This window comes from Streptomyces sp. NPDC006309, assembly GCF_040613095.1.
Classification (GTDB): Bacteria; Actinomycetota; Actinomycetes; order Streptomycetales; family Streptomycetaceae; genus Streptomyces.
In genome coordinates, this window is sequence record NZ_JBEXRO010000025.1 from 38,064 (window position 1) to 63,388 (window position 25,325).

General features: G+C 71.5%; 18 protein-coding genes and 2 pseudogenes. 8 read left to right on the plus strand and 12 right to left on the minus strand.

The genetic code is table 11. From position 1 onward, the window contains the following. Positions 1-735: 735 nt before the first annotated feature. Positions 736-1,944, minus strand: a complete 1,209-nt coding sequence (locus ABZ117_RS27265) for a glutamate--cysteine ligase (protein ID WP_356824442.1) — start codon at positions 1,942-1,944, stop codon at positions 736-738. Between the two features lie 684 nt (positions 1,945-2,628). Here ABZ117_RS27265 and ABZ117_RS27270 point away from each other — a divergent pair. Further along, positions 2,629-2,934, plus strand: coding sequence for a hypothetical protein (locus tag ABZ117_RS27270; protein WP_356824443.1), 306 nt, complete (start codon positions 2,629-2,631; stop codon positions 2,932-2,934). 350 nt (positions 2,935-3,284) lie between these two features. On the opposite strand, the gene ABZ117_RS27275 is transcribed toward ABZ117_RS27270, so the two are convergent. The 3 genes from ABZ117_RS27275 to ABZ117_RS27285 all read right to left on the minus strand — a co-directional run bounded on the left by ABZ117_RS27275 (position 3,285) and on the right by ABZ117_RS27285 (position 6,502). Beyond that, positions 3,285-4,127: a carbohydrate ABC transporter permease gene (locus tag ABZ117_RS27275; protein ID WP_356824444.1), complete on the minus strand. Its 843-nt coding sequence runs from the start codon at positions 4,125-4,127 to the stop codon at positions 3,285-3,287. Continuing rightward, entirely contained in the window at positions 4,124-5,080 is a 957-nt protein-coding gene (locus ABZ117_RS27280) for a sugar ABC transporter permease (RefSeq protein ID WP_356824445.1), read from the minus strand. The genes ABZ117_RS27275 and ABZ117_RS27280 overlap by 4 nt, the downstream gene beginning before the upstream one ends. Positions 5,081-5,182: 102 nt before the next feature. Beyond that, on the minus strand, positions 5,183-6,502 hold the full coding sequence (locus tag ABZ117_RS27285) for an ABC transporter substrate-binding protein (RefSeq protein ID WP_356824446.1): 1,320 nt from the start codon (positions 6,500-6,502) through the stop codon (positions 5,183-5,185). Positions 6,503-6,771: 269 nt separating this feature from the next. On the opposite strand from ABZ117_RS27285, the gene ABZ117_RS27290 reads away from it, so the two are divergent. Continuing rightward, on the plus strand, positions 6,772-9,192 hold the full coding sequence (locus tag ABZ117_RS27290; RefSeq protein WP_356824447.1) for a glycoside hydrolase family 2 protein: 2,421 nt from the start codon (positions 6,772-6,774) through the stop codon (positions 9,190-9,192). Then, positions 9,189-10,226 (plus strand): LacI family DNA-binding transcriptional regulator, encoded by a 1,038-nt coding sequence (locus ABZ117_RS27295; RefSeq protein WP_356824448.1) that lies wholly within the window; start codon positions 9,189-9,191, stop codon positions 10,224-10,226. Before ABZ117_RS27290 ends, ABZ117_RS27295 begins: the two co-directional genes overlap by 4 nt. Before the next feature lie 60 nt (positions 10,227-10,286). Here ABZ117_RS27295 and ABZ117_RS27300 read toward each other — a convergent pair whose 3' ends face one another. Continuing rightward, entirely contained in the window at positions 10,287-11,621 is a 1,335-nt protein-coding gene (locus ABZ117_RS27300; RefSeq protein ID WP_356824449.1) for a cellulase family glycosylhydrolase, read from the minus strand. Between the two features lie 570 nt (positions 11,622-12,191). Between ABZ117_RS27300 and ABZ117_RS27305 the strand changes: the two genes are divergently transcribed. Beyond that, on the plus strand, positions 12,192-12,698 hold the full coding sequence (locus tag ABZ117_RS27305) for an EF-hand domain-containing protein (RefSeq protein WP_356824450.1): 507 nt from the start codon (positions 12,192-12,194) through the stop codon (positions 12,696-12,698). Positions 12,699-13,049: 351 nt separating this feature from the next. Here the strand turns inward: ABZ117_RS27305 and ABZ117_RS27310 are convergent. Then, a pseudogene (locus ABZ117_RS27310) lies at positions 13,050-13,273 on the minus strand (ABC transporter permease subunit); the annotation flags it as partial. A gap of 78 nt (positions 13,274-13,351) precedes the next feature. Then, positions 13,352-14,788, minus strand: a complete 1,437-nt coding sequence (gene rox, locus ABZ117_RS27315; protein ID WP_356824451.1) for a rifampin monooxygenase — start codon at positions 14,786-14,788, stop codon at positions 13,352-13,354. A gap of 357 nt (positions 14,789-15,145) precedes the next feature. Here rox and ABZ117_RS27320 point away from each other — a divergent pair, with 357 nt between their 5' ends. The 3 genes and pseudogenes from ABZ117_RS27320 (at position 15,146) to coaD (ending at position 16,818) form a co-directional block, all read left to right on the plus strand. Then, on the plus strand, positions 15,146-16,087 hold the full coding sequence (locus tag ABZ117_RS27320) for an SDR family oxidoreductase (RefSeq protein WP_356824452.1): 942 nt from the start codon (positions 15,146-15,148) through the stop codon (positions 16,085-16,087). A gap of 30 nt (positions 16,088-16,117) precedes the next feature. After that, positions 16,118-16,255, plus strand: a pseudogene (locus ABZ117_RS27325) (GNAT family N-acetyltransferase); the annotation flags it as partial. A gap of 131 nt (positions 16,256-16,386) precedes the next feature. Further along, complete coding sequence (coaD, locus tag ABZ117_RS27330; protein WP_356824453.1) at positions 16,387-16,818, plus strand: pantetheine-phosphate adenylyltransferase; 432 nt, start codon at positions 16,387-16,389, stop codon at positions 16,816-16,818. A gap of 60 nt (positions 16,819-16,878) precedes the next feature. Here the strand turns inward: coaD and ABZ117_RS27335 are convergent, their stop codons facing one another. The 3 genes from ABZ117_RS27335 to ABZ117_RS27345 are packed head-to-tail and all read right to left on the minus strand — an operon-like array spanning position 16,879 to position 19,930. Then, positions 16,879-17,706 carry a carbohydrate ABC transporter permease gene (locus ABZ117_RS27335; RefSeq protein WP_356824454.1) on the minus strand — a complete coding sequence of 276 codons (828 nt, stop codon included), beginning with the start codon at positions 17,704-17,706 and terminating at the stop codon, positions 16,879-16,881. 5 nt (positions 17,707-17,711) lie between these two features. Beyond that, positions 17,712-18,665: a sugar ABC transporter permease gene (locus ABZ117_RS27340; protein WP_356824455.1), complete on the minus strand. Its 954-nt coding sequence runs from the start codon at positions 18,663-18,665 to the stop codon at positions 17,712-17,714. Beyond that, positions 18,662-19,930, minus strand: a complete 1,269-nt coding sequence (locus ABZ117_RS27345) for a sugar ABC transporter substrate-binding protein (protein WP_356824456.1) — start codon at positions 19,928-19,930, stop codon at positions 18,662-18,664. The genes ABZ117_RS27340 and ABZ117_RS27345 overlap by 4 nt, the downstream gene beginning before the upstream one ends. Positions 19,931-20,300: 370 nt before the next feature. Here ABZ117_RS27345 and yicI point away from each other — a divergent pair, with 370 nt between their 5' ends. Further along, entirely contained in the window at positions 20,301-22,577 is a 2,277-nt protein-coding gene (yicI, locus tag ABZ117_RS27350) for an alpha-xylosidase (protein WP_356824457.1), read from the plus strand. Between the two features lie 65 nt (positions 22,578-22,642). On the opposite strand, the gene ABZ117_RS27355 is transcribed toward yicI, so the two are convergent. Next, complete coding sequence (locus ABZ117_RS27355) at positions 22,643-23,014, minus strand: DUF393 domain-containing protein (RefSeq protein ID WP_356824459.1); 372 nt, start codon at positions 23,012-23,014, stop codon at positions 22,643-22,645. 952 nt (positions 23,015-23,966) lie between these two features. After that, positions 23,967-25,319: an MFS transporter gene (locus ABZ117_RS27360; RefSeq protein ID WP_356824460.1), complete on the minus strand. Its 1,353-nt coding sequence runs from the start codon at positions 25,317-25,319 to the stop codon at positions 23,967-23,969. Positions 25,320-25,325 lie beyond the last annotated feature (6 nt).

Consider the following 25,325-nt stretch of genomic DNA (forward strand, 5'->3'; position numbering starts at 1 on the left):
GACACACCTCACCGCATCCCGGGCAGACGCCGCAGCTCACTGATCACATGAGGCGGGCGAGAACGGGACAGGCCACGCTCAGCGTCAGCGTTCCCGCGGCGAGGGCGCCGGCGGTGGGCCAGGTGCCGGTTCCGGCGAGGGCGGCGCGGCCGCGTGCGGCGGCCCAGCCGAGACGCCGGCGACAGCCGCGGCGCCCCCATCCAGGTGCAGGTGCAGGTGCAGGTGCAGGTGCGGCGCAGGGCGCCGTCGCCGAGACGGCCGCCCGCCCGCTTGCGCAGCCGCCGTGCGGTGAGGACGAGACCGGCCGGATACGACAGGGCAGGCCCCGGCCATGCCGGTCACGGCCCGGCGCGCGGGCAGCAGCGGACGGCAGACGGTGGCCGAGGCGATGTTCACCGCCGGTCAGGAGCGTGTGCGGGCCGGCCGGCCCAGTGTCGGCCACGTTGCAGGTGCCGGCCGGCAGCCACGTGCCCAGCGCGGTGGCCTGAAGTACCTGCCGGACGAGCCCCGTCGCCCGGGAGAGGACCGTGCCCACCGCCATCGACAGCGAGGAACGGGCCAGGCCTCCCGCCGCCGCCCGTTCCGCCGAGCGGCATGCCGCCCCGTACGCACTCATCCGGTGACGCGGCCCGCGCCGTGGTCTCCTCACCCTGCGTCATGATGACAACCTACGTGCTCACGATCTTCCGGCTCCGACCGCCCGACCCCGCCCGGCCGTCGCCCCGCGCGCCGAAATCAGGCCGGGCCGGGCGGCGGGGAAGGCGTCTCGTGGCCGGCGGTGGTCTGCCGGATCAGGTGGTCGACCACGTCGGAGAGGCTGTGCCGGCGGCGGTAGGCCCTGCGCTGGCGGTCGGCACCGTTGCCCACGGTGCCGAGGCGTTCCCGCGCCGCACGGACCATGCGGCGCTCCGCCGGAGCGAGGGCCGGCAGGGCGGTGCGCCAGAGCCGGTCGAGGTGCACGGCCGCGGGTTCCAGCCGGCCGGTCCGCTGGTCGACGGCCCGGCCCCGGATGCCGTCGCGGGCGGCGCGCCAGTACGCGGCCCGCAGCAACTCGGGCTGCGGGCGCGGGGCAGGCCGTCCGTCCCGTACGGCCGACAGGGCGGCACCGGCCAGGCCCTTGACGGCTGCGGCGAGGAGCAGCGTGTCCTCGACCGTGGGCGCGGCGTCGGCGACCCGGATCTCCAGGGTGGGCACGTGGTGGGAGGGACGGATGTCCCAGTACAGTCCTCCGCGGTCGAGGAGCGTCCCGCCGGCCATGAGCCGGCCGACGAGGTCCTCGAAGTGGGAGACGGACTCGAAGTACGGCGGGGCGCCGGCCACCGGCCACCGGCCCCAGGTGAGCGTGCGCCAGCTGTCGTAGCCGGTGTCCTGGGCCTCCCAGTACGGCGAGTTGGCGCTCAGCGCGATCAACACCGGCAGCCAGGGCCGCAGATGGTTGCCGACCTCGAGCGCGGTGGCCAGGTCGGGGATGCCGACGTGGACGTGGCATGCGCAGACGGTCTGCTCGTGGTCCAGGGCGCGGAAGGTCGCCAGGCTCTGGGCGTAGCGGGCCCCGGCGGTCAGCGGCGGGGGACCGTGCCGGCCCAGGACCGGCGTGCCGCTGGAGATGATGCGCAGCCCGAGGCGGGCGGCGGCGTCCGCCACGGCCCGGCGGGTCTCGCTCAACTCCACGCCCAGGCCGGCCAGACCGCCGTGCGGATCGGTGCGCACTTCGACCTGGAACCGGGTGAGTTCGGTGGTGACCCGGTCGCCGAGCCGCTCCGCGGCGTGCGCCACGACCTTGTCCGCCCGCGTGCTCAGCTCCCGGGAGACCGGATCCACCAGCAGATACTCCTCCTCCACACCGACCGTGAGCGCGGGCGCGCTGCCGAACCTCTGTGACGTGCTGCTGCCGCTCGCCGGCGAGGGCCGCGCGCCGGTGGATGTCCACGTCTCGCTCTCCATGGGCCTCAGTGTGACCCCCGCGGCCGCGATGCCGGGGCGCACATGTCGGCCAAGCGGCCGGCGTCCGGGGGGTTGACCGAAGAACGCGAACGATCCGTCCGGCGTGCCTCAAGTGGCAGGAGAGCGGTTCACCGTCCGGGGTGGCGCGCGCGGCAGGTGTTTCGGTCATCGGGACAGCGACGGCTGGGACAGGTGTGCATCCGACCCGTCATCGGCGCGGCGCGGCCCGAGCGATGTGCCGGGCGCTGCCCGCGATCACGCGAGGCAGTGGGCCTTCGACGTCACGAGCCCGGGGCGGTTTCCTGGAGACCGACCGGACCGCTTCCGCCACCGGCACCCACTACGACGTGAACGCCCACGCGTACCCCGACCGTGGCGACGCCGAGCCGCTCCGAATGCGGTCGCGGACGGTGACACGGTCCGGCACACTCCGAGTGTGGACCGTCTGACGGAGATCGCCGGCCGGCCGGCGGAGGTCAGGGGTGTCGCCGTGGTGGCCGTCGGCGGCAGCCGGGCGGCGGGGCAGCCCACCGCGACTCCGACCACGGCCTCACCCTGTACTACCCGGCCGCCCCTGGACGCCGGTGCCCTGCGGCTCCTCGCGGCCGAACTGACCGGCACGTCGGTCGACGTGACCGAGCCCGGCGGCTGCGGACGTGGGCGGACGGCGGGGCCTGGCTGACCGTGGACGGCCACCGCGTCGACCGGCTCTGCCGTGACCTCGACCGGGTACGCCGGGGCTGGGCGGACTGCCAGGAGGGACGCTTCGAGGTCGGAACCCGGCCCGCCCGCCCGCTGGGCGTCTACTCGCACACGTACGTCGGCGAGGCGGCCGTCGGGCGCGTCCTCGCCGACACCGGCGGCGAGCTTCGCATCCTGCGCGAGCGGACACGCCGTCACCCGGAACCGCCGCGAAGCACTCACCGCCGCCGCGCGGCCGGAGGCCCCGTGCATCCTGGCGGCCGCCCGCAGGGGAGCGGCACGCGGTGACAGCTTCTCCGTCGCCGGCTGTCTCTTCCGCGCGGTGGGCCTCCTCGTGCACGCGCTGTCCGCCCACGTGCGCTCCCGGGTGCTGAACGAGAAGCGCGCGGTCCGGGCCACGGGAGGCATCCCTGCCCGCCGTTCCCGGCTTCGCCGCGCGGGCGCACGGGCTGTTCGGCGCACCCGGCACGACCACGGACGCCCTCCGCACCGCACTGGACGGGGCGGCGGACGCATTGGCCGCCGAGGTCGGCGGACGGCTCACCTCCTGACGGCGGTCCCGCCAGGGTCCGCCGGGGCCCCGGCCGGCGTGCCGGGGCTCCCGGCCGGCGAGGACGTCCGCCGCGCGGGCGCGGAGGTCACTTGGTCGCGCCCTGGGCGAAGCCGTTGTAGATGTACCGCTGGAGGAAGAGGAAGACGAGGAGGGTCGGCAGGATCACCAGGATCGTGCCGGCGGAGATGTCCTCCCAGTGCGCGCCGAACGGCCCCTTGAAGCGGAACAGCGCGGTGGAGATGGTGCCCAGGTCCTCGGACGGCATGTAGAGGAACGGTATGTAGAAGTCGTTGTAGACGGTGATGCCCTTGATGATGACGACCGTGGCGACCGCCGGTTTCAGCAGCGGCAGAATGATCTTCCAGTAGATGGTGAAGGTGTTCGCCCCGTCCAGGCGCGCGGCCTCGTCGAGGGAGACCGGGATGCCCCGGATGAACTGGAGGAAGATGTAGATCGAGACGATGTCCGTCCCCATGTACAGCAGGATCGGCGCCCAGATGCTGTTGAACAGCCCGAAGCTGTTGACCACCTGGAAGGTCGCGACCTGTGTGGTGACGCCGGGTACCAGGGTGGCGACCAGGAACAGTCCCATGATCGGCTTCTTCGCCCGGAAGTCGAAGCGGTCGATGGCGTACGCGGTCATCGAGCCGATGATCACCGTGCCGGTGATCGAGAACAGCAGGATGAACGTCGTGTTGGCGAAGGCGGACAGCATCTTGCCGTCGTTGAACGCCGTCGCGTAGTTGCCGAGGTTCAGCCAGTTGCCCGGCAGCGACAGCGCACCGCCGTCCGAGACCTCCTTGGAGGTCTTGAGGGAGGTGAGGAACACGACGACGAGCGGTATCAGTACGACCAGGGAGGCGAGGACCAGCGACAGGTAGGTCAGTGCGGGTGCGATCCGGCGGCGGGCGGGCAGGGGCGTGGTCATACGAGGTCCACCTTCTCGTCGGGCACGAGGCGGCGCTGGATCCAGGTGATCACCAGGATGATCAAAAGCAGGACGACGGCGGCCGCCGAGGCCAGGCCGGTCTTGTTGAACTGGAAGGCGAGTTTGACCGTCTGGATGACGAAGGTCGTCGTGCCGGTCGCGCCGCCGGTCATGATGTATGGGATCTCGAACACGGACAGGGATCCGGAGACCGCCAGGATGACGCTCAGGCTGACCACCGGCCGGATGCCCGGGGCGATGATGTGCCGGAACTGCTGCCAGCGCGTGGCCCCGTCCAGTTGGGCCGCCTCGTACAGCTCGCCGGGGATCGACTGGATCGCGCCGAGGAACAGGACGAAGTTCAGCCCGGTGAAGCGCCAGACGGACACTCCTGCCAGGGAGGTGTTCGCCGAGGAGGGGTCACCGAGCCAGGCGTGCCCGGAGCCGGCGCCGAACCAGGACAGCACCGAGTCGAGCGTGCCACCGTCCTGGAAGAAGTACAGGAAGACGAAGCCGATGGCCACGCCGTTGATCAGGTAGGGGAAGAACAGGATCCCCTTGAACAGGTTGCGGAACCGCAGATCGAAGCTGAGCACGGTCGCGAAATACAGGGCGATCACGATCTGCACGGCCGACGCGGCCAGGTAGTAGAAGCTGACGAAGAACACCCGGAACAGCTCGGGACGGGTGAAGATCTGCTCGTAGTTGTCGACACCGGTGAAACGGCGGTCGGGGCTGACGCCGTCCCAGTCGGTGAGGCTGTAGTAGATCATGTTGCCCACGGGCACGTAGGTGAACGTGACCAGCAGGACGAGAGGGACGGCCAGGAAGAGCCACGGGGTGAGCCGGCGCAGGACGCGCCCGCCCCGGCGTCCCCCGCCGGCGGGTGTCCCGCGGGGCGGCGGGGCGGTGCCCGGCACCTTCGCGGGCGCCGTGCGGGTCGTCTCGGTCATGTCGGGCCTTTCGTCTTGGCGGATGGGCGACGGGCGGTGGCCCCGTCCGGTGCGGACGGGGCCCGTACCGGCGTCCGGCCGGGCCGGGAGCACCGGCGCCGATCAGGAACCGGCGGTCCCGGCCGCCTCGTTCCACCGCTTGTCGAGGTCCGCGAGGTAGCCGTCGAGACTGCCGTGCTGCGCGCCGCGGGCGAGGTCGACCAGCTTCTGGCGGTAGTCCGGCTTGTTCAGGCCGATCTCGGCCGCGTTGTCGATCTTGTTGACCTCGCCGGTCTTCGCCTCGGAACGCTCCAGGAAGGTGACATCGTTGTCAACGAAGTCCTTCAGGGTGCTGGGCATGGGAGCGGACTTCAGGACCGGCACGGCGCCCTCCTTCGCCGAGTAGCCCGACTTCTCGGTGAACCAGTCGATCCAGGCCCGGGCGGCGGCCTTGTGCGAGGAGTGGATGTTCACCGCCTGCTGGTAGTCGCTGGCGAGGACGGCGCAGTACTTGCCGCCCTTCTGTACGGGGAATGGCATGAAGCCGATGTCGCCGGGGTCGGTGCCGGCCTTCTTCGCCGCGTCCCGCATCTGCGTGATGGCCCACGAGCCGAGCTGCATGGTGGCGACCTTGCCCTGGGCGATCAGCCCCTTGGACGCCTCCCAGTTGGTCGTGCTGGGGTCCTTCTCGGACAGGCCGCCCTTGACGATGTCGTACAGCAGGGAGTCGATCGTGTTCAGTTCGCCGCCCCGCTTCCACGGGGAGACGGCGCCGGCGAGCTTGTCGCCGGCCCGGGCGTCGCAGGTGACGGAGCCGACGTTGTTGGTCCAGGCGGTCAGCGGCCAGCCGTCCTTGAAGTTCGTGTAGTACGGCAGGGCGTCCGTCTTCGTTCTGACGGCCTTCAGGTCGGTGAGGAACTCCTGCGGCGTGGCCGGCCACCTGGTGATGCCGGCCTTCTTCCAGACGGCCTTGTTGTAGAGGAAGCCGTTGGCCGTGCCGAACTGGGCGATGCCGTAGACCTTGCCGCCGACATCGGTCTTGTCGCTGAACCGGTACTTGGCGCTCAGGTCGGCCGTGGTGCCCAGCGGGGCGAAGAATTTCGGGTAGTCGTCCTTGGCCACGGCGGCCGGGATCATGAGGACGTCGCCGTAGTCCTCGGTGTTCATCCGGATCTTGACCTCGCCCTCGTAGTCGGTGAGGGCCTCGAACTTCACCTTGACCTTGGGATAGGTCTTGTTGAACTCGTCGGCGTACCTGGCCATCGTCCCGTTCTGGACGAGGTCGGTACGGGCCGTCAGCACCTTGATCGTGCCCGACGCGTCGGCCGGGTCGGCAGGCGCCTCGGCGGTCTCGGTGGAGGCCGTGCCCCCGCCGCCGCAGCCCGCGACGGTCAGTATCGCGGTCGCCAGAAGCGCCCCGGTGAGTGCCTTCTTGTTCCCCATGTGCCCAGCTCCTTCAGGTTTGCGGCTCAGCTCTGCGAGTGGGATGTCGGCACTATGTCAGCCCCCGGTTAACCGGTAAAGCTAGAGTTTCGGGCACGATGCGCAATTGTTACCGTCCGGTGGACCATGCCACCTGTGAGCTGCCGCTCTCGCATGCGAATCCCCTCAGGGAAGCAGCTAGACCGGTTTATGGACAGTGCGAGATCAGCGCGTTAGGTTGTCCGCCGTTGTCCCGCGAACGGCCTGAGTCAGGCGATTGGAGCCGCACCATGAAGGACGTCACCCCGCTCACCGGGGGCTGGAGCCTGCGCCACGGTGAGGACCTGCTGGAGGCCCGGGTGCCCGGCTGCGTCCACACCGACCTGCTGGCGGCCCGGGCCATCCCGGATCCCTTCCTCGACCGCAACGAGGCCGACGTCGCCTGGGTCGGGCGGCGCGCCTGGACCTATGTCCGCCACCTCGGCCATGACAGCGTCCACGAGCGCACCGATCTCGTCTTCGAGGGTCTCGACACGGCCGCCTGCATCACCCTGGGCGGCCGCCCCGTCGGCACGACGCGCAACATGCACCGCGGTTACCGGTTCGACGTGACCGGACGCGCCGGTGAGCTGGAGGTCCGCTTCGCCTCCGCGTACGACGAGGCCGCGGCCGTCCGCGCGGTCACGGGGGAGCGGCCCAACGTGTATCCCGAGCCCTCGCAGTACATCCGGAAGATGGCGTGCAACTTCGGCTGGGACTGGGGACCGACCCTGGTGACCGCGGGCATCTGGCGGCCGGTCCGGCTGGAGCACTGGTCCACCGCGCGCATCGCCCGGGTGCGCCCCCTGGTCACCGTCGACGACGGCACCGGCCGGGTCGAGGTGCGGCTGGAACTCGAGCGCACCCCGCAGGGGCGGGGACGCGCACTGCGCGCCGAGGCCCGGGTGGCCGGTGTCCGCGCCGAGACCACCGTCACCGGCGACACGGCCGTGCTGCGCCTCGACGTCCCCGGCCCGCGCCTGTGGTGGCCCCGCGGCTACGGCGAACAGCCCCTGTACGACCTCGACATCACCCTCGGCGACGAGGCCGGCCCGCTCGACACCTGGCACCGCCGGATCGGCTTCCGCACCGTCGAGGTCGACCGCTCGGCCGACGAGCACGGCACCGGCTTCACCCTGGTCGTCAACGGTGTACGGATCTTCGCCCGCGGCGTCAACTGGATCCCCGACGACGCCTTCCCCTCCCGGATCACCCCCGAGCGCTACCGCACCCGCCTCACCCAGGCCGCCGACGCCAACATCGACCTGGTGCGCGTATGGGGCGGCGGCATCTACGAGGACGACGCCTTCTACGACACCTGCGACGAACTGGGCCTCATGGTCTGGCAGGACTTCCTCTTCGCCTGCTCCGCCTACCCGGAGGAGCAGCCGCTGCGCGGGGAGATCGAGGCCGAGGCCCGCGACAACGTTGTCCGGCTCATGCCACACCCCTCGCTGGTGCTGTGGAACGGCAACAACGAGAACCTCTGGGGCTTCCGCGACTGGGACTGGGAGGAACCGCTCGCCGGCGACTCGTGGGGCGAGGGCTACTACCTGGGCCTGCTGCCGCGCATCGTCGCCGAACTCGACCCGACCCGCCCCTACACCGCCGGCAGCCCCTGGTCCGGCTCCTGGGACCACCACCCCAACGACCCGGCCCACGGCACGCACCACTCGTGGGAGGTGTGGAACCGCCAGGACTACGCCGAGTACCGGGCGAACGTACCCCGCTTCGTCGCGGAGTTCGGCTGGCAGGCGCCGCCCGCGCTGACCACCCTGCGCCGTGCCCTGCCCGGTGAGGAACTCGCCCCCGACTCCCCGGGCATGCTCCACCACCAGAAGGCCGAGGACGGCAACGGCAAGCTGAACCGTGGCGTCGCCCGCCACTTCCCGCTGCCCGAGGGCGACTTCGACCGGTGGCACTACCTGACCCAGCTCGTGCAGGCCCGTGCGGTCGCCGCGGGGATCGAGCACTGGCGCGCCCACTGGCCGGTGTGCGCGGGAACGATCGTCTGGCAGCTCAACGACTGCTGGCCGGTCTCGTCCTGGGCCGCCATCGACGGCGACGGACGCCTCAAGCCGCTCTACCACGAGCTGCGCCGCGTCTACGCCGACCGGCTCCTCACCCTCCAGCCGGACCCCGGCGGCCTCGTGCTCGCCGCGGTAAACCAGTCCGACGGACCCTGGCGTACGACGGTGACGCTGCGGCGGGTGGAGGCGGACGGCATTGTGGTCGCCGAGACCCTCCTCGACCTCACCGTGGACCCCCGTTCCGTCGCCCGGACCGCGGTGCCCGCGGCCCTCGTACCGGACGAGCGGTCCACCAAGGAGTTCCTGGTCGCCGACGCGGGGGACGAGGCTGCGAGCGGGGAAGGACTGCGCGCCCTGCACTTCCCCGTCCCCGACAAGGACTTCGCCTACCCCCGGCCGCGCTACGACGTCACGCTGGAGCCCGTGCCCGGCCAGGGAGATAGAGTCGACGTCGTGGTGAGCGCCCGTACTCTCGTCAGAGACCTCCTGCTCCAGCCCGACCGGCTCGGCCCGGCCGCCGTCTGCGACCGCGGCCGGCAGACCCTGCTGCCCGGCGAGCGGACGCGCATCCGGGTCCAGGGCTGCGGCCCCGTCACCGCCGACGCCGTCAGGGCCGCCCTGTTCTGCGTGGACGTCGTGTGAGCGCCTCCCCCCAGCGCGTCACCATCAAGGACGTCGCGGCCCGGGCCGGGGTGTCCAAAGGGGCGGTGTCGCTCGCGTTCAACCACAAGCCCGGCGTCTCCCGGGCCACCCGCGAGCGGATCTTCGCGGCGGCCCAGGAACTGGGCTGGGCGCCCAGCGCCACCGCCCGCAGCCTGTCCAGCCGACGGGTCGACATCGTCGGGCTGGCCCTGTGCCGGCCCGCCCGGCTGCTCGGCCTGGAACCGTTCTACATGGACTTCATCTCGGGCATCGAGAGCGTCCTGGCGGAACGGTCGTGCTCGCTGCTGCTGCGCCTGGTGCGTGACCTCGACGAGGAGATCGCGGTCTACCGGGAATGGTGGCGCGGCCGGATGATCGCCGGCGCGATCCTGGTGGACTTCCGCGAGGACGACCCCCGGGTGCCCGCCCTCCAGGGCCTCGGCCTGCCCGCGGTCGCGGTGGGCCACCCCTCCCTCACGGGCTCCTTCCCCGCGGTGTGGACGGACGACGCGTCCGCGGTCGCCGAGGCCGTCCGCTACCTGGCGGCCCTGGGCCACCGACGCATCGCCCGCGTCGGCGGCCCGGCCGACCTCGGGCACAGCGCCATCCGGGCCCGCGCCTTCGCCGCCACGCTCCGGGAACTGGGCCTGGAGGAGGGCCGGCAGATCGCCACCGGTTTCGACGAGAAGGAGGGCGCCCGCGCCACCCGCACCCTGCTGCTCGCCGCCGGCCGGCCCACCGCGATCGTCTACGACAACGACATCATGGCGGTCGCGGGGGCGGGCGTCGCGGCGGAGATGGGGTTCACCGTCCCCGACGATCTGTCGCTGCTGGCGTGGGACGACTCCCAGCTGTGCCGGATCACCCACCCGACGATGACGGCCATGAGCCACGACGTGCACCAGTTCGGTGCCGAGGTGGCGCGCGTGCTCTTCGACGTGGTCAACGGCACGCACACCGGCGGCCACCAGGTGCCGACGCCGTCCCTGACCCCACGCGGCTCCACCGCGCCGGCGCCGGGAACGGACGCGTAGTGATGCCGGAGGGCCGCGTCCGGTGCGGACGCGGCCCTCCGGCACACCGGGGGAGCGGTGTCAGCTCTTGGTGCAGGTGCCGCCGTTGAGGGTGAAGACGGCCGGGACGCCGTTGGCGCCGGTGGAGGAGCCGTTGAACCCGAAACTCACCGTGGAGCCGGCCGGGATCGTCTCCGTCCAGGACTCGTTGCTCGCCCGGACCTCGCCGCCCTGCTGGACGGCCCTGGCGTTCCACACCGAGTTCAGTTTCTGGGCGCCCGGGAAGGCGAAGGCGAGCTGCCAGCCCTTGACGGCCGTCGTACCGGTGTTGCGGATGGTGACGTCCGCGTTGAACCGGTTGCCCCAGTCGCTGAGGCTGTAGCTGACCGCGCAGCTTCCGGTGGCCGGACCGCCGTCGGTGAAGACGCCGGCTTCCTTGGCGGTCTGCTTGATGCCGTCGGCGCCGGAGAAGACGCGCTGTCCCCAGGCGGTGAGCTGGGAGGCGTCGAAGCCGGTGGCCATGTCCAGGTACTCGACGCCACCGCCGTTGCCGCTCCAGGACCAGCCGAGGTAGCCCAGACCGAGCTGCTGCGCGGTGGACATGATGGCGTCCTCGTCGGGGTCACCGTCGGAGTGCATGTTGCCGAACTCGCCTACGACTATGGGCAGATGCTGGGAGGTGAACCGCTCCAGGTAGCTCTTGACCTTGTCGGCGGTGTTGAACACGCCGTACATGTGGATCGAGAACACCGTGTTGCGGTCGGGGTCCGCCGCGAACACCTCCGCGGCGTGGTCGCGCATCGTGAACGACCAGTCCTGGCCCCAGTTGGGGGCGTCGACCATGAGCGTGTGACGGAACCCGGCGGCGCGCATGCGGGCCACGGCGTTCTCGGTGTCGGACGTCCACGACGCGTACCCGGTGTTGCCGTAGGGCTCGTTCCCGATGTTCAGGACGACGTACTTCTCCTGGCCCTGCACCGCGGCCTTGACGCTGGTCCAGTAGTCGACGGCGCGGGAGAGCGACACGGCTCCGTCCTGTTCGCCGTAGCCGGTGGTGTCGTGCGCCTCCAGGACGCAGACGAGCCGGTTCGCCTTGCACTGCGCGACGACGGACGCGACGTCGGCGGTGTCGTTCTTCGTCCAGCGGTCACCGGTGGCGAGCACCACGCGCACCGAGTTGGCGCCCAGCGCCTTGACGTCCTTCAGGGCCTGCGCGGTCCTGGTGGGGTACCAGGCGTGGGCGTGGTTCACACCCCGCAGGACGAAGTCCTTGCCGGTCGCGTCCAGCAGCCGCCCGTCGGCGACGTGGAAGCCCGGCGCGGCCTGTGTGTCCGCCTGCGCGGGGGCCGGCGCGGCCAGTACCGAGGCGGCGAGGGCCAGCAACGCTCCCGCCGCGGTGGCCAGTGACTTTCTCATGACTGCTCCCAGGATGGTGGCGCGTGCGGCCGGAGGACGAGAACGCCTCCGGCGCGCACGGCACTGCCGTTCACTGCATGGCTGTGCGTCCGGCTCGTCCGTCCGGTCCGGCGGGGCGCCGGCGGTCCGGGAACGCGAGGAGCGAGCCGGTCGGCATCCCGCTGCCCGGGCGTTGGTCGCGGCTCACACCGGGCAGCGGGACGGCAGGCCGCCGAAGAGGGACACCCACGAGACCTCGCCAGGAAATGGGTGGCCTCAAATCCCCTTCGTCGACGGCTGGGAGAGAGGCTAGAACGAGACTGTCGTCGAGACAATCATCCGAACCAAACCGGTTAAGTTTAGTTGTGGTTCAGTTGATTCCCGCCATCGCGACTTGTATTCGAGCTACGCTACGAAACCGGTTTAGTGAACGACACTCGCCCGCCGGGCCGCCACGACGGGGAGTGGTCGCCGTTATCTTCGCCGCCCGCACCTCCAGGCCGCCGCAGACCGTCATCACACTCCGCGTTCACTTGCATGCCTATAGTGACTGTCCGGATCGTCTCCGTAGTCTGTGAGAAGGGGAGCCGTATGGACGTCATGGCCGCGAGGGACCGCGTCTTCCGCACGCTGGATGCGGACGGCGACGGGGTGATCACCCGCGACGAGTACCTGACCCGCCCGGACCGGGCGGCGGCGCGGCTGGGGCGTGGTGTCAACGACCCCCTCGTCGCCGTCGCCCGCAGCCGGCACGAACGCGTCTACGACTCCATGGACGCGGACGGAGACGGCAGGGTGACCTTCCAGGAGTACGCGGCCTGGGCCGGCGCCCACACCTTCGACGAAGTCTGCCGGCAGGCGCTGGGGTCCCTGTTCGACCTGGCCGACACCGACGGTGACGGCATGCTGGACCGCGAGGAGTTCACCCGGCTGCGGGAGGTCCTGGGCAACAGCGCCGGCAACGCGGGCGAGGCCTTCGACGCCCTGGACGCCGACGGCGACGGGCGCGTCGACCGCGACGAGTACCTCTCCGCCATCCGCGCCTTCGTCAGCGAGGGCGCGTCGCCCATGTACGACGCCCTGGTGGCCGTGCGCTGAACCGGGCCGGCGGAGGCCGGACGGAAGATGCGTACGACCTGGCTCGGTCCTCGTGAGTCAAGATCACCGGCGGCCACTCGGCCGCCCCCACCGGGGTGAGCGGCACGCCACGTGACGACGCGACCGACGTCACCTTCCTTCGGCAGGCCCGACGCCGACGCGCCCGTCACCAGCATCGAGCTCAGGGTCGGCTGACCGCCTGGCCGTCGCGACAAGGTGACCGCGCGCCCCTTCAGCCGCCGAGGTCTGCGTCAGGCCTCTCATCAAGCTTCCGCGGTTCCCGGTTCTGCCGGGGACCGGCCGGTTCGAGGCCCCGCCACCGCCTCCCCGCCCGGGCGCCCGCGTCCGCCGGTCCTTCACCGCTCCGCCCGTCCCGGAGACCAGGCGCCGTTGGACGAGTACGAAGAACACCAGCACCGGCACGGTCATCACCGTGGACGCCGCCATGACGCCGCCCCCAGCGGAAGCAGGAACTGCCACAGGAATCGCGCGCGGCTCGCCCCGTCGAGGTACGCGGCCTCCTCCAGCGACCCCGCCACGGCCTTCACGAAGCCCCGCAGCATCCAGATCGCGAACGCAGCTGGCCGGTCTCGACGGCTCCGCGGTCCAGGACCTCACCGCCACCTGGATCGCCTGACTGCCGCGCGGGGGGTTCAGCAGACGGGAGCGCCGAACCACCTGGGCAGCCGGTCGAGCAGGTCCTGCTGGTCCTTACCGGCCCACGCGACGTGTCCGTCCGGCCGCAGCAGCACCCCGGGCACGTCCAGCTCCTCGCCGACGTCAACGACGTGGTCGACCCGGTCCGCCCAGCCCGCCACCGACAGACGGCCGGTCCGGTCGAGCAGGAGGCCGCGCCCGTCGTGCATCAGCTCGTACAGGCGCCCCCGCTTCAGCCGCACATCACGCAACCGCCGGCCCAGCAGCTCGTGACCCTCCCCGAAGTCGTAACGGACATCGACCGCGGTGATCATCCCGGTCACGTACCGGTTCACCTCCTCGAAGTCCATCAGCTTCGCGAACAGTTCCCGCAGCGCCGTCGGCCCCGGATCGCTCCCCAGCAGTGTCATCTGCGCGCGCGTGCCGGCCAGGACGCGGGCGCCCACCGGATGCCGTTCGGTGTGGTAGCTGTCCAGCAGCCCCTCCGGCGCCCAGCCGTTGACCGTGGCGGCCAGCTTCCAGCCGAGGTTGAACGCGTCCTGGACGCCGAGGTTCAGCCCCTGCCCGCCGGCCGGCGGGTGGATGTGCGCGGCGTCGCCGGCCAGCAGCACCCGGCCGACCCGGTAGCGCTCGGCCTGCCGGGTGGCGTCGCCGAACCGGGAGAGCCAGCGCGGCGAGTGCACGCCGAAGTCGGTGCCGGCGTAGGCCCGCAGCTGCTTCCTGAAGTCGTCGAGCGTCGGCGCGGCCGTACGGTCCTCGGCCACCCCCTCGGCGGGTACGCAGATGCGGTACACCCCCTTGTTGCCGTCCACGTCGGGGATGGCGCCGAACCGCAGCTGGGTTCTGCGCACCCGGGTGACGACGGCGGCGACCGTCGCCGGATCCTCGGACACCTCCATGTCCCCGAGCAGCGTCTCGACCGTGGCCGGCTCGCCGGGAAAGCCGACACCGAGTCGCTTGCGCACCACACTGCGGCCTCCGTCGCACCCGACGAGGTAGCGCGAACGCAGACGGGTGCCGTCGGCCAGCTCGACGGTCACGCCGTCCTCGTCCTGGCTCAGCCCGGTCACCTCACGGCCGCGCCGGATCTCGGCACCGAGTTCGCGGGCGCGCTCCTCGAGCAGCTGCTCGGTGGCGCGCTGCGGGATGGCGAGGCCGTACGGGTGAGCCGTGTCCAGCTGGTCCGGCCATGGTGTGATGATGCCGCCGAAGAGCCCGCCGACCTCGAACTTCTCACCGACCGCGAGGAACCGTTCCAGCAGGCCGCGCTGGTCCGTCAGCTCGACGCTGCGGGTGTGCAGGCCTCGGCCGCGGGACTGCCTGGTCGGCTCGGTCAGCTTCTCCAGCACGACCACGTGCACACCGTGCAGCCGCAGTTCGCAGGCCAGCATCAGGCCGGTCGGTCCGCCACCGACCACGATCACGTCCGTCATATGAGCACCCGTTCGAGGAGAGGGGATTGCGTCGGCCGGTCCCTCACCGAGGTCGGGACATGCCACCGCCCCTTGGCGAGCGGTGTCCCGTTTCCGCAGGTCCTGGCCCTGGCCGGCCATTCTGCGGGACCGTCGGGGCCTTGCCGCAAGCCCCTGGGTGCGCTATAAGTTGAGAGTGGCAAGGAGTGGCTTTCCTCCTTGCCTTCGCCGTTTTCCGGCCCCCGGTGACGCCCGCCCCCGGCCGATGTCACCCGCCGGACCTCCCGGTCACTCCGCATGGCGGACAGCCGGACCTGTCCATTGCGGGTAGTGCGGTAGAGAACGCCACCGCCGGTGGCCGACGAACACGAGGATCGGATGCGCGACAACGCGGGCACCGGCGGGCAGGCACCCGGCCACGGCACACCTTTGCGGGGACGCGTCGCCGTCGTCACCGGAGCGGCCCGCGGAGTCGGCGAAGCGCTCGCCCGACGCCTGTCCGGCGCCGGAATGAAGGTGGCGCTGCTGGGCCGCGAAGCGGAAACCCTGCGGCAGGCCGCCGCGACCCTGCCCTCGCCGAGCATCTGCGTCGAAGCGGACGTCACCGACCGTGCCGCGCTCGACCGTGCCGCCAGGCAGGTCGCCGAACAGCTCGGCCCGGCCAGCGTGCTCGTGGCCAACGCGGGCATCGCCGTCGGCGGCCCGTTCAGCCGCACGGAAGCCGACCTGTGGCAACGGGTCATCGACGTCAACCTGGTCGGCGCCGCCAACACCGCCAGAGCCTTCCTGCCCCAACTGACCAGCACCCGAGGCTACTTCCTCCAGATCGCCTCGACCGCGGCCTTCGGTTCCGCACCCATGATGAGCGCGTACTGCGCCTCCAAGGCGGGCGTGGAATCCTTCGCCCAGGCTCTGCGCGGTGAAGTCGAACCCGACGGCGTCTCCGTCGGCATCGCCTACCTCCACTGGACCGGCACCGACATGATCAGCGGTATCGACGACCATCCCGTCCTGCGAGCCCTGCGCCAGAACCAGCCCTGGTTCGCACGCCGCGTCCACACCCCGGCACAGGTGGCCGACTGGCTCACCACCGGCGTCCTGCACCGCGCCCACCACGTCTACGCCCCGCCCTGGCTGCGCTGGTGCCAGCCCCTGAGGCCGCTCTTCCCCGCCCTCGTCGCCCGGCTCGCCCGGCGTGAACTGCGGGCGCTCTCCGGCACGGAGCTCACGGACGACGTGGGAGTCCTGGGCGCCGGAGGTCGAGCCGACTGGGACGCGTTCTCCTCCACCGCCCACCCGCGCCCCGGCCGACAGCAGTAGCGGACGGCGATTCCACCAGCCGTGGGACCGATGGGGGCTCGTACGGAAGCGGTCGAATCGATGGAGCAACTCGCCCTGGTACGGCGGGTTTTCGTGCTCGACCGCGACGCGGGCGCCGATGTGCGGGACCCTCCGGGCGTCGCCGTCCGCTGGGCCGACTGCCGGTTCCCGTTGGTCTACGGGAGGCGTTGTGTCGTCCCGTCCCGCTGGACGTTCTCCCCGTCCCGCTTGTTCTTGGTGGGGTTCGGTCGCCTGAACACTTCATCGCCGGGGGCGGCCGCTTGTTACTCTTCCCGATCATGCGAGCCCTCTTCCCAGGATCCTTCGACCCGGTCACTCAAGGGCACCAGGACGTACTCCGGCGCGCTGCCCTCCTGTTCGACGAGGTCGTCGTGTGCGTCATGTTCAATCCGAGCAAAACCGGCCGCTTCCCCGTCCCGGAACGGCTGGACCGGCTCCGCGCGGCAGCAGCTGACTTCAGCAACGTCACGGTCGACTCCCACACCGGCGGCCTGCTGGTCGACTACTGCCGCCGAGTCGGCATCGACGTCGTCATCCGCGGAGTCCGCGGCGCTACCGACCTGGACTACGAAATGCCGATGGCCCGCATGAACCACGAGCTGGCGGGAGTCGAGACGTTCTTCATCGCTGCCGACCCCGCCCTGGCCCACATCTCCTCCACCCTCGTCACCGCGATGAGTCAACAGGGCCGTGTCCCGGACGATGCGTGAGCGAGCTTCTTCCAGCAGGGGCCGGCAGCGAGGCCGAGGAAGGCCGGGTAATTGAGGGGGTCACTTGACGGAACCGCCCGTGATGCCCGCGGCGATGTACTTCTGGGCGAGGACGAGGAGGACCGCCGCCGGCACCGCGGACAGGACGGACGCGGCCATCACCGAGCCCCAGTCGCCGACGTGCGCGCCGATGTACTGGTAGATGCCCAGCGTCACCGGCTTGACGTCGTCGGTGGTGTTCAGGGTCAGGGCGAACATGAAGTCGCTCCAGGAGAACAGGAACGCGAACAGGCCCGAGGTGATGAGCGCGTTGCGGCTCATCGGCAGCACCACCCGCACGAACGTCCGCACCGGCCCGGCACCGTCCATCTGCGCCGCCTCGATCACCTCGCCCGGGATCGACAGCATGAAGGACCGCATCAGCACGATGGAGAACGGGATGCCGAGCGAGGAGTCCGCCAGCATCAGCCCGAAGTAGGAGTTGACCAGGCCCAGCTCGACGTACGAGTCGTACAGCGCGTTGGCGATCACGATGCCCGGCACCATCTGCGTGATCAGGGTGCCGAACACGATCGTCCGTGTGCCGCGCAGGCCGAACCGGGCCAGCCCGTACGCCGCCGGCGCGGAGACCGCCAGGCAGAGGACGACCGCGCCGAGTGAGACCGCCAGTGAGGTCAGCAGGTGTCCGCCCTGGTCACCGAGGGCCTTGGAGAAGCCGGACAGGTCCAGGCGGCTCGGCACCGGATCGACCTGGAGCAGTCCCGAGGCGGGCTGGAGGGCGGTGTCGAGCATCCAGTACAGCGGGAAGAGCATCACGCACAGGATGAGCACTCCGGCGAGGGTGGAACCCCAGCGGCGCCTGGATGGCGTGGACGTACAGGTGGCCATGGACGTCACTTCCCCTCGCTGCGGCCGGCCCGCAGGTAGATCACCGCGAACACCGCGGAGACGAGAACGAGGACGTTGCCGACGACCGCGCCCGCCCCGAAGTCGAGTTGCACGAACGAGTTCTGGTAGGTCAGCGTGCCCAGGGTCTGGGTGGCGTCGGCCGGTCCGCCGTCGGTGAGCGCGAGGATCAGGTCGAGGATCTTCACCGTCGACATGAAGCCCAGGACCAGGACGACGGTGATCACCGGCCTGAGCATCGGCAGGGTGACGGAACGGAACGTCCGCCAGGCCGAGGCACCGTCCAGCGAGGCCGCCTCGTACAGCTCCGCGGGAATCTCCTGGAGACCGCCGTAGAGGATGACCATGTTGAACGGGACACCGATCCAGATGTTGACCAGGATCACCGACAGCAGGGCCAGGTGGGGGCTGGTCAGCCACGGGGTGTGGCCGCCGAGGCCGAGCGTGTCCAGGAACGAGTTCAGTACGCCCGTGTCCTGGTCGAGGATCCGCCGCCACACGATGCCGGACACCACCATGGGCACCAGCCAGGGCAACAGGATCAGCGACCGCAGGACGCCGTTGAGCGGGAACCGCCGGCTGAAGAACACCGCGAGCGCGAGACCGGCGCAGAACTGCCCGAGCAACGATCCGGCGGTGAACAGGAGCGTGTGCCACAGCGCCTTGCCGAACAGGGCGTCCCGCAGGACGTGCGACCAGTTGTCGACGCCGTTGAACGGGGCTTTGCCGGTGAAGAACGTCCGCGGCGTGTAGTGCTGGAAGCTCATCACGACGTTGCGGACGAGCGGGTAGCCGAAGAAGAGCAGCATGAAGACGACCGCGGGGGCGACGAACCCCCACTGGGCGAGGTGGCGGCGCAGGCGCAGCCGTCCCGGATCGGGGGCGCCGGCCGCCCGGCTCGCCGTGGGGGCGGCCGGGACGGTGACGGTGGACGTGGTCATGTGCGCGTACCTCGGTTCCCGCTCGTGGCCCGCTGCTGGGCGCGTGTCAGGGCGGCCTTGCTGGACTCGCCGGTCAGTGCGGACTGGAAGGCGCTCTGGAGGGCGAGTGACACGCCCGGCCAGCCTGCGCCCAGCTCGGCCGTGCGGGAACGGGCCGTGGCCACCTGGCCGGCGAGGGCGTCCAGCTCGGGCACCCGCTCGCGCCACACGGCGGCGGCCTTCTCGGCGGCCGGCACCATCCAGCTGTTGAGCGCGTACGTCAGCTGTTCCTTCTCACCGGACAGACAGGCGACGATTCGCCCGGCCATTCTCTCCCGCACCCTGTTTCCGGTGTTCGGGACCGTGAGAACCGCACCGCCGAGGGGTCCCACCGACCTGTCCCCGGGCTTCGGCACAGGGATCCGCGCGATGCCCCAGTGCAGTGACTTGTCGGTGTTCAGCGTCTCCACCTGCCACGGGCCGTTGATCATCATAGCCGCGTTGCCCGCCATGAACTGGTCGTTGACGTCCGCCTGCGTCCAGCCGACCGTCGACCTCGACAGCGAACCGTCGTGCAGCAGGTCTTTCCAGAAGTCCAGCGCCTCGACGACCCGCGGCCCGTCGAGGTGTCTCTCGTCGCCGCCGTTGGACCACATGAACGGCGTGAACTGGAAGACGCCGTCCTCGGCGCCGCCCGCGCTGAGCGCCAGGCCGTACCGCTTGCCGTGGGTCAGTTTCTTCGCCGTCGCACGCAGCTCGGCCCAGGTGCCCGGGACGTCGAGGCCGGCCCTGGCGAGGGCGTCCTTGTCGTAGAACAGCGCGAGCGTGTTCACCGAGCGGGCCGCGCCGTAGTACGTGCCTTCGTAGGAGCCGAAGTCGACGATGCCCCGGGGGACGCCGTCGGTGCGCAGGCCCAGGGTCCTGAGGTCGGTCAGCCCGCCGGCCTCGGCGAACGTCGGCATCTCGGAGGCGTCGAACTGGACGATGTCGGGCAGCGACCTGGAGGACGCCATGCGCAGCGCCTTCGTCATCACCTGCGCGGCCGGGACGCTCCGCTGCTCGACGGTGACGCCCAGCCGACGGCCGCAGCGGGCCATCGCCTGGGCGTCCCAGCGGTGGTAGGTCTCGTCGGTCGAGGAGTTCATCACGGTGTAGACGCCGCTGTCGCGCGGCGAGCCGCATCCGGCCAGGGCCGCCCCGGCGACCAGGACGCAGACGGCGGCGAGCGGCGGCACGGCCCTGCGGGAACGTCCGCGGCGCGCCGCAGCCGGAGTGGTTGCTGTCACGGTGGGTGCCCTTGCGTGGGAGAGGGGAGGACGGCGTCAGCGGGCGTCGCGGAGCTGGCGACGGACTGCGTTGAAGCGCTTCGACATGGTGTGGTCCTTGCTGTCGTGTCGTCGGCGTCCTCGCCGGTGCTTTTGTTTGCTGCGATGACTAATACGTCAGAACTCTGCCGTCCCGCTAGTCCCGTGCAGGCATCCTTTTTCCTGGCCTCCGCGGTGACGTCTCTCGCGCAAATGCGCATAAGGCCAGCTCAGTGCGGGTGTCAGAGGTGTCGTACGCCGACGGGGCCCGTCCGCCCTGTGTACGATCCCCACGCCGGGACGACAGTCTCCGCAGTCCCCGCCGAACAGCCCTGCTCCCCCGAGGAAGACCATGAAGTTCACCAACGGGTTCTGGCGCGTCCGCGATGGCGTTCAGATCGCCTACGCCACCGAGACACGCGACGTACGCATGGAATCGAAGCGCTTCACCGTCTACGCCGCCACGCAGAAGGTGACGCGCAGGGGGGACACGCTCAACGCGCCGCTCCTCACCGTCGACTGCTTCTCGCCCGCCGAGGGCGTCATCGGTGTGCGCGTCACCCACCACGCCGGCCGGACGCGCCCGGGCCCCGACTTCGACCTCGCGGCCGGCCCCGGCGGCGCGGACCCGGGCGAGGTCCGGCAGGACGGCACCGTCACCGAGCTGACCAGCGGCCCGCTGACCCTGCGCCTGGACCGGGCCGCCCCCTGGGCCCTGACCTTCCACGACGCGGACGGACGGGAGCTGACCCGCGCCGGCCGCAAGGGCACCGCGTTCGCCACCACCGACGACGGCGCCCACCACGTCCTCGCCCAGCTCGCGCTCGGCGTCGGTGAGCAGGTCTACGGCCTCGGCGAGCGATTCACCCCGTTCGTCAAGAACGGCCAGAGCGTGGACATCTGGCAGGCCGACGGCGGCACCAGCAGCGAACAGGCCTACAAGAACATCCCGTTCTACCTGTCCTCACGCGGCTACGGCGTCTTCGTCAACCACCCCGGCAGGGTCTCCTTCGAGGTCGGCTCCGAATCCGTCGGGCAGGTCCAGTTCAGCGTCGAGGACCAGACGCTGGAGTACCACATCGTCGCCGGTCCCACCCCGAAGGACGTCCTCACCCGCTACACCGCCCTCACGGGCCGCCCGGCCCTGCCACCCGCCTGGTCCTTCGGCCTGTGGCTGACCACCTCCTTCACCACGGACTACGACGAGCCGACGGTGATGTCGTTCGTCGACGGCATGGCCGAGCGCGGCATCCCGCTGTCCGTCTTCCACTTCGACTGCTTCTGGATGCGCGAGTACCAGTGGTGCGACTTCGCGTGGGACCCCGAGGTCTTCCCCGACCCGGAGGGAATGCTCGCCCGGCTGAAGGCCAGAGGGCTGCGGGTCAGCGCCTGGATCAACCCGTACATCGCCCAGAAGTCCCCGCTGTTCGAGGAGGCCGCCGCGCTCGGCCACCTGGTACGCCGCCCCGACGGAGACGTGTGGCAGTGGGACCTGTGGCAGGCCGGTATGGGACTGGTCGACTTCACCAGCCCCGACGCCCGCGCCTGGTTCCGGTCGAAGCTGAAACCGCTGCTGGACCAGGGCGTGGACTGCTTCAAGACCGACTTCGGCGAGCGCGTCCCGACCGACGTCGTCTGGCACGACGGCTCCGACCCGGAGCGGATGCACAACTACTACACCCACCTGTACAACCGGACCGTGTTCGAACTCCTCGAGAAGGAGCGCGGACAGGGCGAGGCCGTGCTCTTCGCCCGCTCCGCGACCGCCGGCGGCCAGCAGTACCCCGTGCACTGGGGCGGCGACTGCTGGGCGTCCTTCGAGGCCATGGCCGAGTCACTCAGAGGCGGTCTGTCCCTCTCCCTGAGCGGCTTCGGTTTCTGGAGCCATGACATCGGAGGCTTCGAGGGCACCCCCGACCCGGCGGTCTTCAAACGCTGGCTCGCCTTCGGGCTGCTGTCCTCCCACAGCCGCCTGCACGGCTCGTCGTCGTACCGGGTGCCGTGGGAGTTCGGTGCCGAAGCCGTCGACGTCGCCCGGCGGTTCACGCTGCTCAAACACCGCCTCATGCCCTACCTGTACGGTGCCGCCGCCGAGGCCCACCACACCGGCGTACCCGTGATGCGGCCCATGGTCCTTGAGTTCCCGCACGATCCGGCATGCCGCCCGCTCGACCGCCAGTACCTGCTCGGCGCGGACCTCCTGGTCGCCCCGGTGTTCACCGAGGACGGCCGGGTCGAGGTCTATCTCCCCGAGGGCACCTGGACCCACCTGCTCAGCGGCGAGCGGGTCACCGGCCCGCTCTGGCGCACCGAACGGCACGGCTACGACAGTCTTCCGCTCTACGTCCGCGACGGCGCCGTCCTGCCGCTGGCCACCGACGACCAGCGGCCCGACGGCGACTGGCTGGACAACCCCACGCTTCTCGTCCACCCGCCGGCCACCGCCGAGTACACCCATCAGGTCAGCGTCCCCGACCTGACCGGCGCGCCGGCCGCGCGGTTCCGCGTCCGGCGCGAGGGCGGCCTCCTGCGCGTCACCGCGGAGGGCTCCGGCCGGCCCTTCACCGTGCGCGTCGCCGGCGGCGCACAGGGCGAGGGCACGGGCGAGGTCACCGTCCCGCTGCGCTGACCGGCGGGGCCCGGGGGCACTCTGCCGGCGTCGGCCAAGGCCGATTTTCGGTTACGGGTTACCGGCTATCGGGGCAGGGCGCAGGCCGCCGTACCGCCGGGCAGGCGGTGCCGGTTGTGGGCGACGAGGCGGTAGGCGCCGTGGGCGATCCAGCGGACCGGGGGGAGCCGCAGCAGGGCGCCGGGAACGCGCCAGGCGCCGCCCGCGCTCGTCAGCAGCCGGGCGACTGCCTGGGCGCCCCCGTACACGGTTCCGTCCGGGGTAACCCACAGCGCCTCGTACGCGGCTCGCCGAGGGGTGACGCCCAGTTCGTCCAGCGGCGCGCGCTGCTGGGCCACCACCTCGCAGCGAGGCTTGATCCACTTCTGGGCGAAGGCCAGGGAGGCCGTGCAGAAGCCGCAGTCACCGTCGTAGACCAGTACAGGTTGTGTCCGCATGCACCCCATGGTGCCGCACCACCGATCCGTCCCCCCACGGCCACCGGCGGACGGAGCCCGCCGGGTTGGGGGGCCGCTGGTTGGGAGGCGTTCCGCCGGGTTGGGGAGCTGTGCCGGTTCGGGGGAGGCCGATGGTCGGGTGGAGCCCGCCGGGTCGGGGGGAGCTGTGCCGGTTCGGGGGAGGCCGATGGTCGGGTGGAGCCCGCCGGGTCGGGGGAGGCCGATGGTCGGGTGGAGCCCGCCGGGTCGGGGGAAGTTGTGCCGGTTCGGGGGAGGCGGTTGGCCGGGAGGCGCTCCGCCGGTTGGAGGAAAACCTTGGCCGGGAGGAGCCCCGCCGGTTCGGGGAGCCTCGCTGGTCCGGGATCCTCCCGGTTCGGGGCGGTTGCTGCGCGGGGGCCCTGCCGGTTCAGGGGGTCTCCGGCCTGGGGAGTCGACGACCTGGGGAGGCATCCGGCCCGGGGGAGGCATCCGGCCCGGGGGAAGCCACCCGCCCGGGGGAGCCACCGGCCCGGGGGAGGCATCCGGCCCGGGGGAGGCATCCGGCCCGGGAGAAGCCTCCGGCCCGGGGGAAGCCCTCGGTCCTTCGGAAGTTCCCCGGCCCAAGGGAAGCCTCCGGCCCGGGGGAGGCATCCGGCCCGGGGGAAGCCACCCGCCCGGGGGAGCCACCGGCCCGGGGGAGGCATCCGGCCCGGGGGAGGCATGCGGCCCGGGAGAAGCCTCCGGCCCGGGGGAAGCCCTCGGTCCTTCGGAAGTTCCCCGGCCCAAGGGAAGCCTCCGGGCCGGGGAAGCTCCCGCCCGGCAAAGACCGCCGGTTCGGGAGCCCACCGGGTTCGGGGAGCTGTCCGGTCTCATGCCCCGGACCCTCCCCTGACCGTCCCGGCGGAGATGGTTTTCCTCGGTCCCCGAGAAGAACCCTCTCGGTACGCGACCGGGTCGCCCGGCGCCGCTCCGCTCACGCGCGTGGCGCCGCTCCCTCGTCGACGGGCAGGGAGACGGGCTCGTCCGGCGCCGGGGCGTCCGGCCCGCCGGTGCCGGGCGCGGCGCGGTCCTTCCCGGCCGGGGCACCGCGGGGGCCGGTGCGACGCAGGGCCAGGTGGAGCGCCGGCATCAGGACGCAGGTGATCGCGGCGCTGTACCAGAGCAGGGCGTCCAGCCGGCCCGCCGCCAGGCAAGCGCCCGCGGCCACCGCGGCCGCCGCGCACACACCGCGGTCCACGATGCTCTCCACCGACAGCAGCGTGGCCCGCGGCGCGTCGACCGGGATGGCGTCGTTGATGAGCTTGCGCTGCACCGGATAGACGAACCCGGTGATCGCGGCGAACGCGCACAGCAGCGCGACGACGGTCCACGGCCCGCCCACGACGGTGCCCGCCAGCACGGCGGCCAGGGCCACGCTCAGCAGGGACACCCAGCCGGCCGGCGGCAGCCGGCCGCTCAGCCACTGGGGACGGGCCGACGCCACCGCCTCGGCGACCGTCATCGCCGCGAGCACACTGCCGTGCGTGCTCTCCCCGATGCCGTGCTCCAGCAGCACCGGCTGGAACAGGTTGACCTGGCAGATCCGCGACAGCGTGAACACGGCGACGCCCTGCACCATGAGCAGCGCCAGCCACGGTGACGACCACAGGGCACGCAGAGCGGCGCCCGTGTCACGCAGCGGTCCGCCGCCCCGGCGCGCCCGGTCGCGCCGGCGGGTGTCCGTGCCGGGCGTGGCGAGCCGCGGCAGCGCGAGGGCGCAGCCGAGGGAACCGGCCGCGCACACCGCGCTGAGCACGTACGGTGTCTGCGGGGCCAGGGTCATCAGCGGCCCGACGAGCGGCCAGCACACGACCTTGGCGGCGAGCCCGAGGGCGCGCGCCGTGCCCTCCGCCTTCAGATAGTGGCCCTCCGCCCGCTCGGCGCGCAGCCCGTCGTACAGATAGGCGCTCGCCGCGCCCGACGCCAGGGAACGCCCGGCCGCGATGGCGAGGAAGTGCGCGAGGAAGCCGGTGTACGTCGGGGCCAGCACCGGCGCCAGGTTCGCCGCCGTCATGACCACCGCTCCCGCGCGCAGGCAGTTGCGGGCGCCGATGCGGTCGGCGACGATCCCGGTCGGTATCTCGAACAGGCAGAAGGCGATGTAGTAGATGCTCTGGATGCCGAAGATCTGCCCGTCGGACAGGCCCGCGTCCCGCTGGTAGGCGTAGAACACGGGCATCCACCACAGCAGGTTGAACAGCAGCTGGAACCCGTTGTTGAGGCGGATGACGCGGCGCGCGGCCGGGGGCGGTGCCGGTACGGGTGGCGAGGACCGCAGGAGGGACATGCGGCG

Bases quoted from the DNA above. Each gene is read 5' to 3' on its own strand.
- coaD (WP_356824453.1), top strand. From the start codon at position 16,387: ATGCGAGCCCTCTTCCCAGGATCCTTCGACCCGGTCACTCAAGGGCAC.
- yicI (WP_356824457.1), top strand. From the start codon at position 20,301: ATGAAGTTCACCAACGGGTTCTGGCGCGTCCGCGATGGCGTTCAGATC.
- ABZ117_RS27340 (WP_356824455.1), bottom strand. From the start codon at position 18,665: ATGACCACGTCCACCGTCACCGTCCCGGCCGCCCCCACGGCGAGCCGG.
- ABZ117_RS27335 (WP_356824454.1), bottom strand. From the start codon at position 17,706: ATGGCCACCTGTACGTCCACGCCATCCAGGCGCCGCTGGGGTTCCACC.
- ABZ117_RS27305 (WP_356824450.1), top strand. From the start codon at position 12,192: ATGGACGTCATGGCCGCGAGGGACCGCGTCTTCCGCACGCTGGATGCG.
- ABZ117_RS27300 (WP_356824449.1), bottom strand. From the start codon at position 11,621: ATGAGAAAGTCACTGGCCACCGCGGCGGGAGCGTTGCTGGCCCTCGCC.
- ABZ117_RS27320 (WP_356824452.1), top strand. From the start codon at position 15,146: ATGCGCGACAACGCGGGCACCGGCGGGCAGGCACCCGGCCACGGCACA.
- ABZ117_RS27280 (WP_356824445.1), bottom strand. From the start codon at position 5,080: ATGACCGAGACGACCCGCACGGCGCCCGCGAAGGTGCCGGGCACCGCC.
- ABZ117_RS27275 (WP_356824444.1), bottom strand. From the start codon at position 4,127: ATGACCACGCCCCTGCCCGCCCGCCGCCGGATCGCACCCGCACTGACC.
- ABZ117_RS27355 (WP_356824459.1), bottom strand. From the start codon at position 23,014: ATGCGGACACAACCTGTACTGGTCTACGACGGTGACTGCGGCTTCTGC.
- ABZ117_RS27290 (WP_356824447.1), top strand. From the start codon at position 6,772: ATGAAGGACGTCACCCCGCTCACCGGGGGCTGGAGCCTGCGCCACGGT.
- rox (WP_356824451.1), bottom strand. From the start codon at position 14,788: ATGACGGACGTGATCGTGGTCGGTGGCGGACCGACCGGCCTGATGCTG.
- ABZ117_RS27265 (WP_356824442.1), bottom strand. From the start codon at position 1,944: ATGGAGAGCGAGACGTGGACATCCACCGGCGCGCGGCCCTCGCCGGCG.
- ABZ117_RS27360 (WP_356824460.1), bottom strand. From the start codon at position 25,319: ATGTCCCTCCTGCGGTCCTCGCCACCCGTACCGGCACCGCCCCCGGCC.
- ABZ117_RS27285 (WP_356824446.1), bottom strand. From the start codon at position 6,502: ATGGGGAACAAGAAGGCACTCACCGGGGCGCTTCTGGCGACCGCGATA.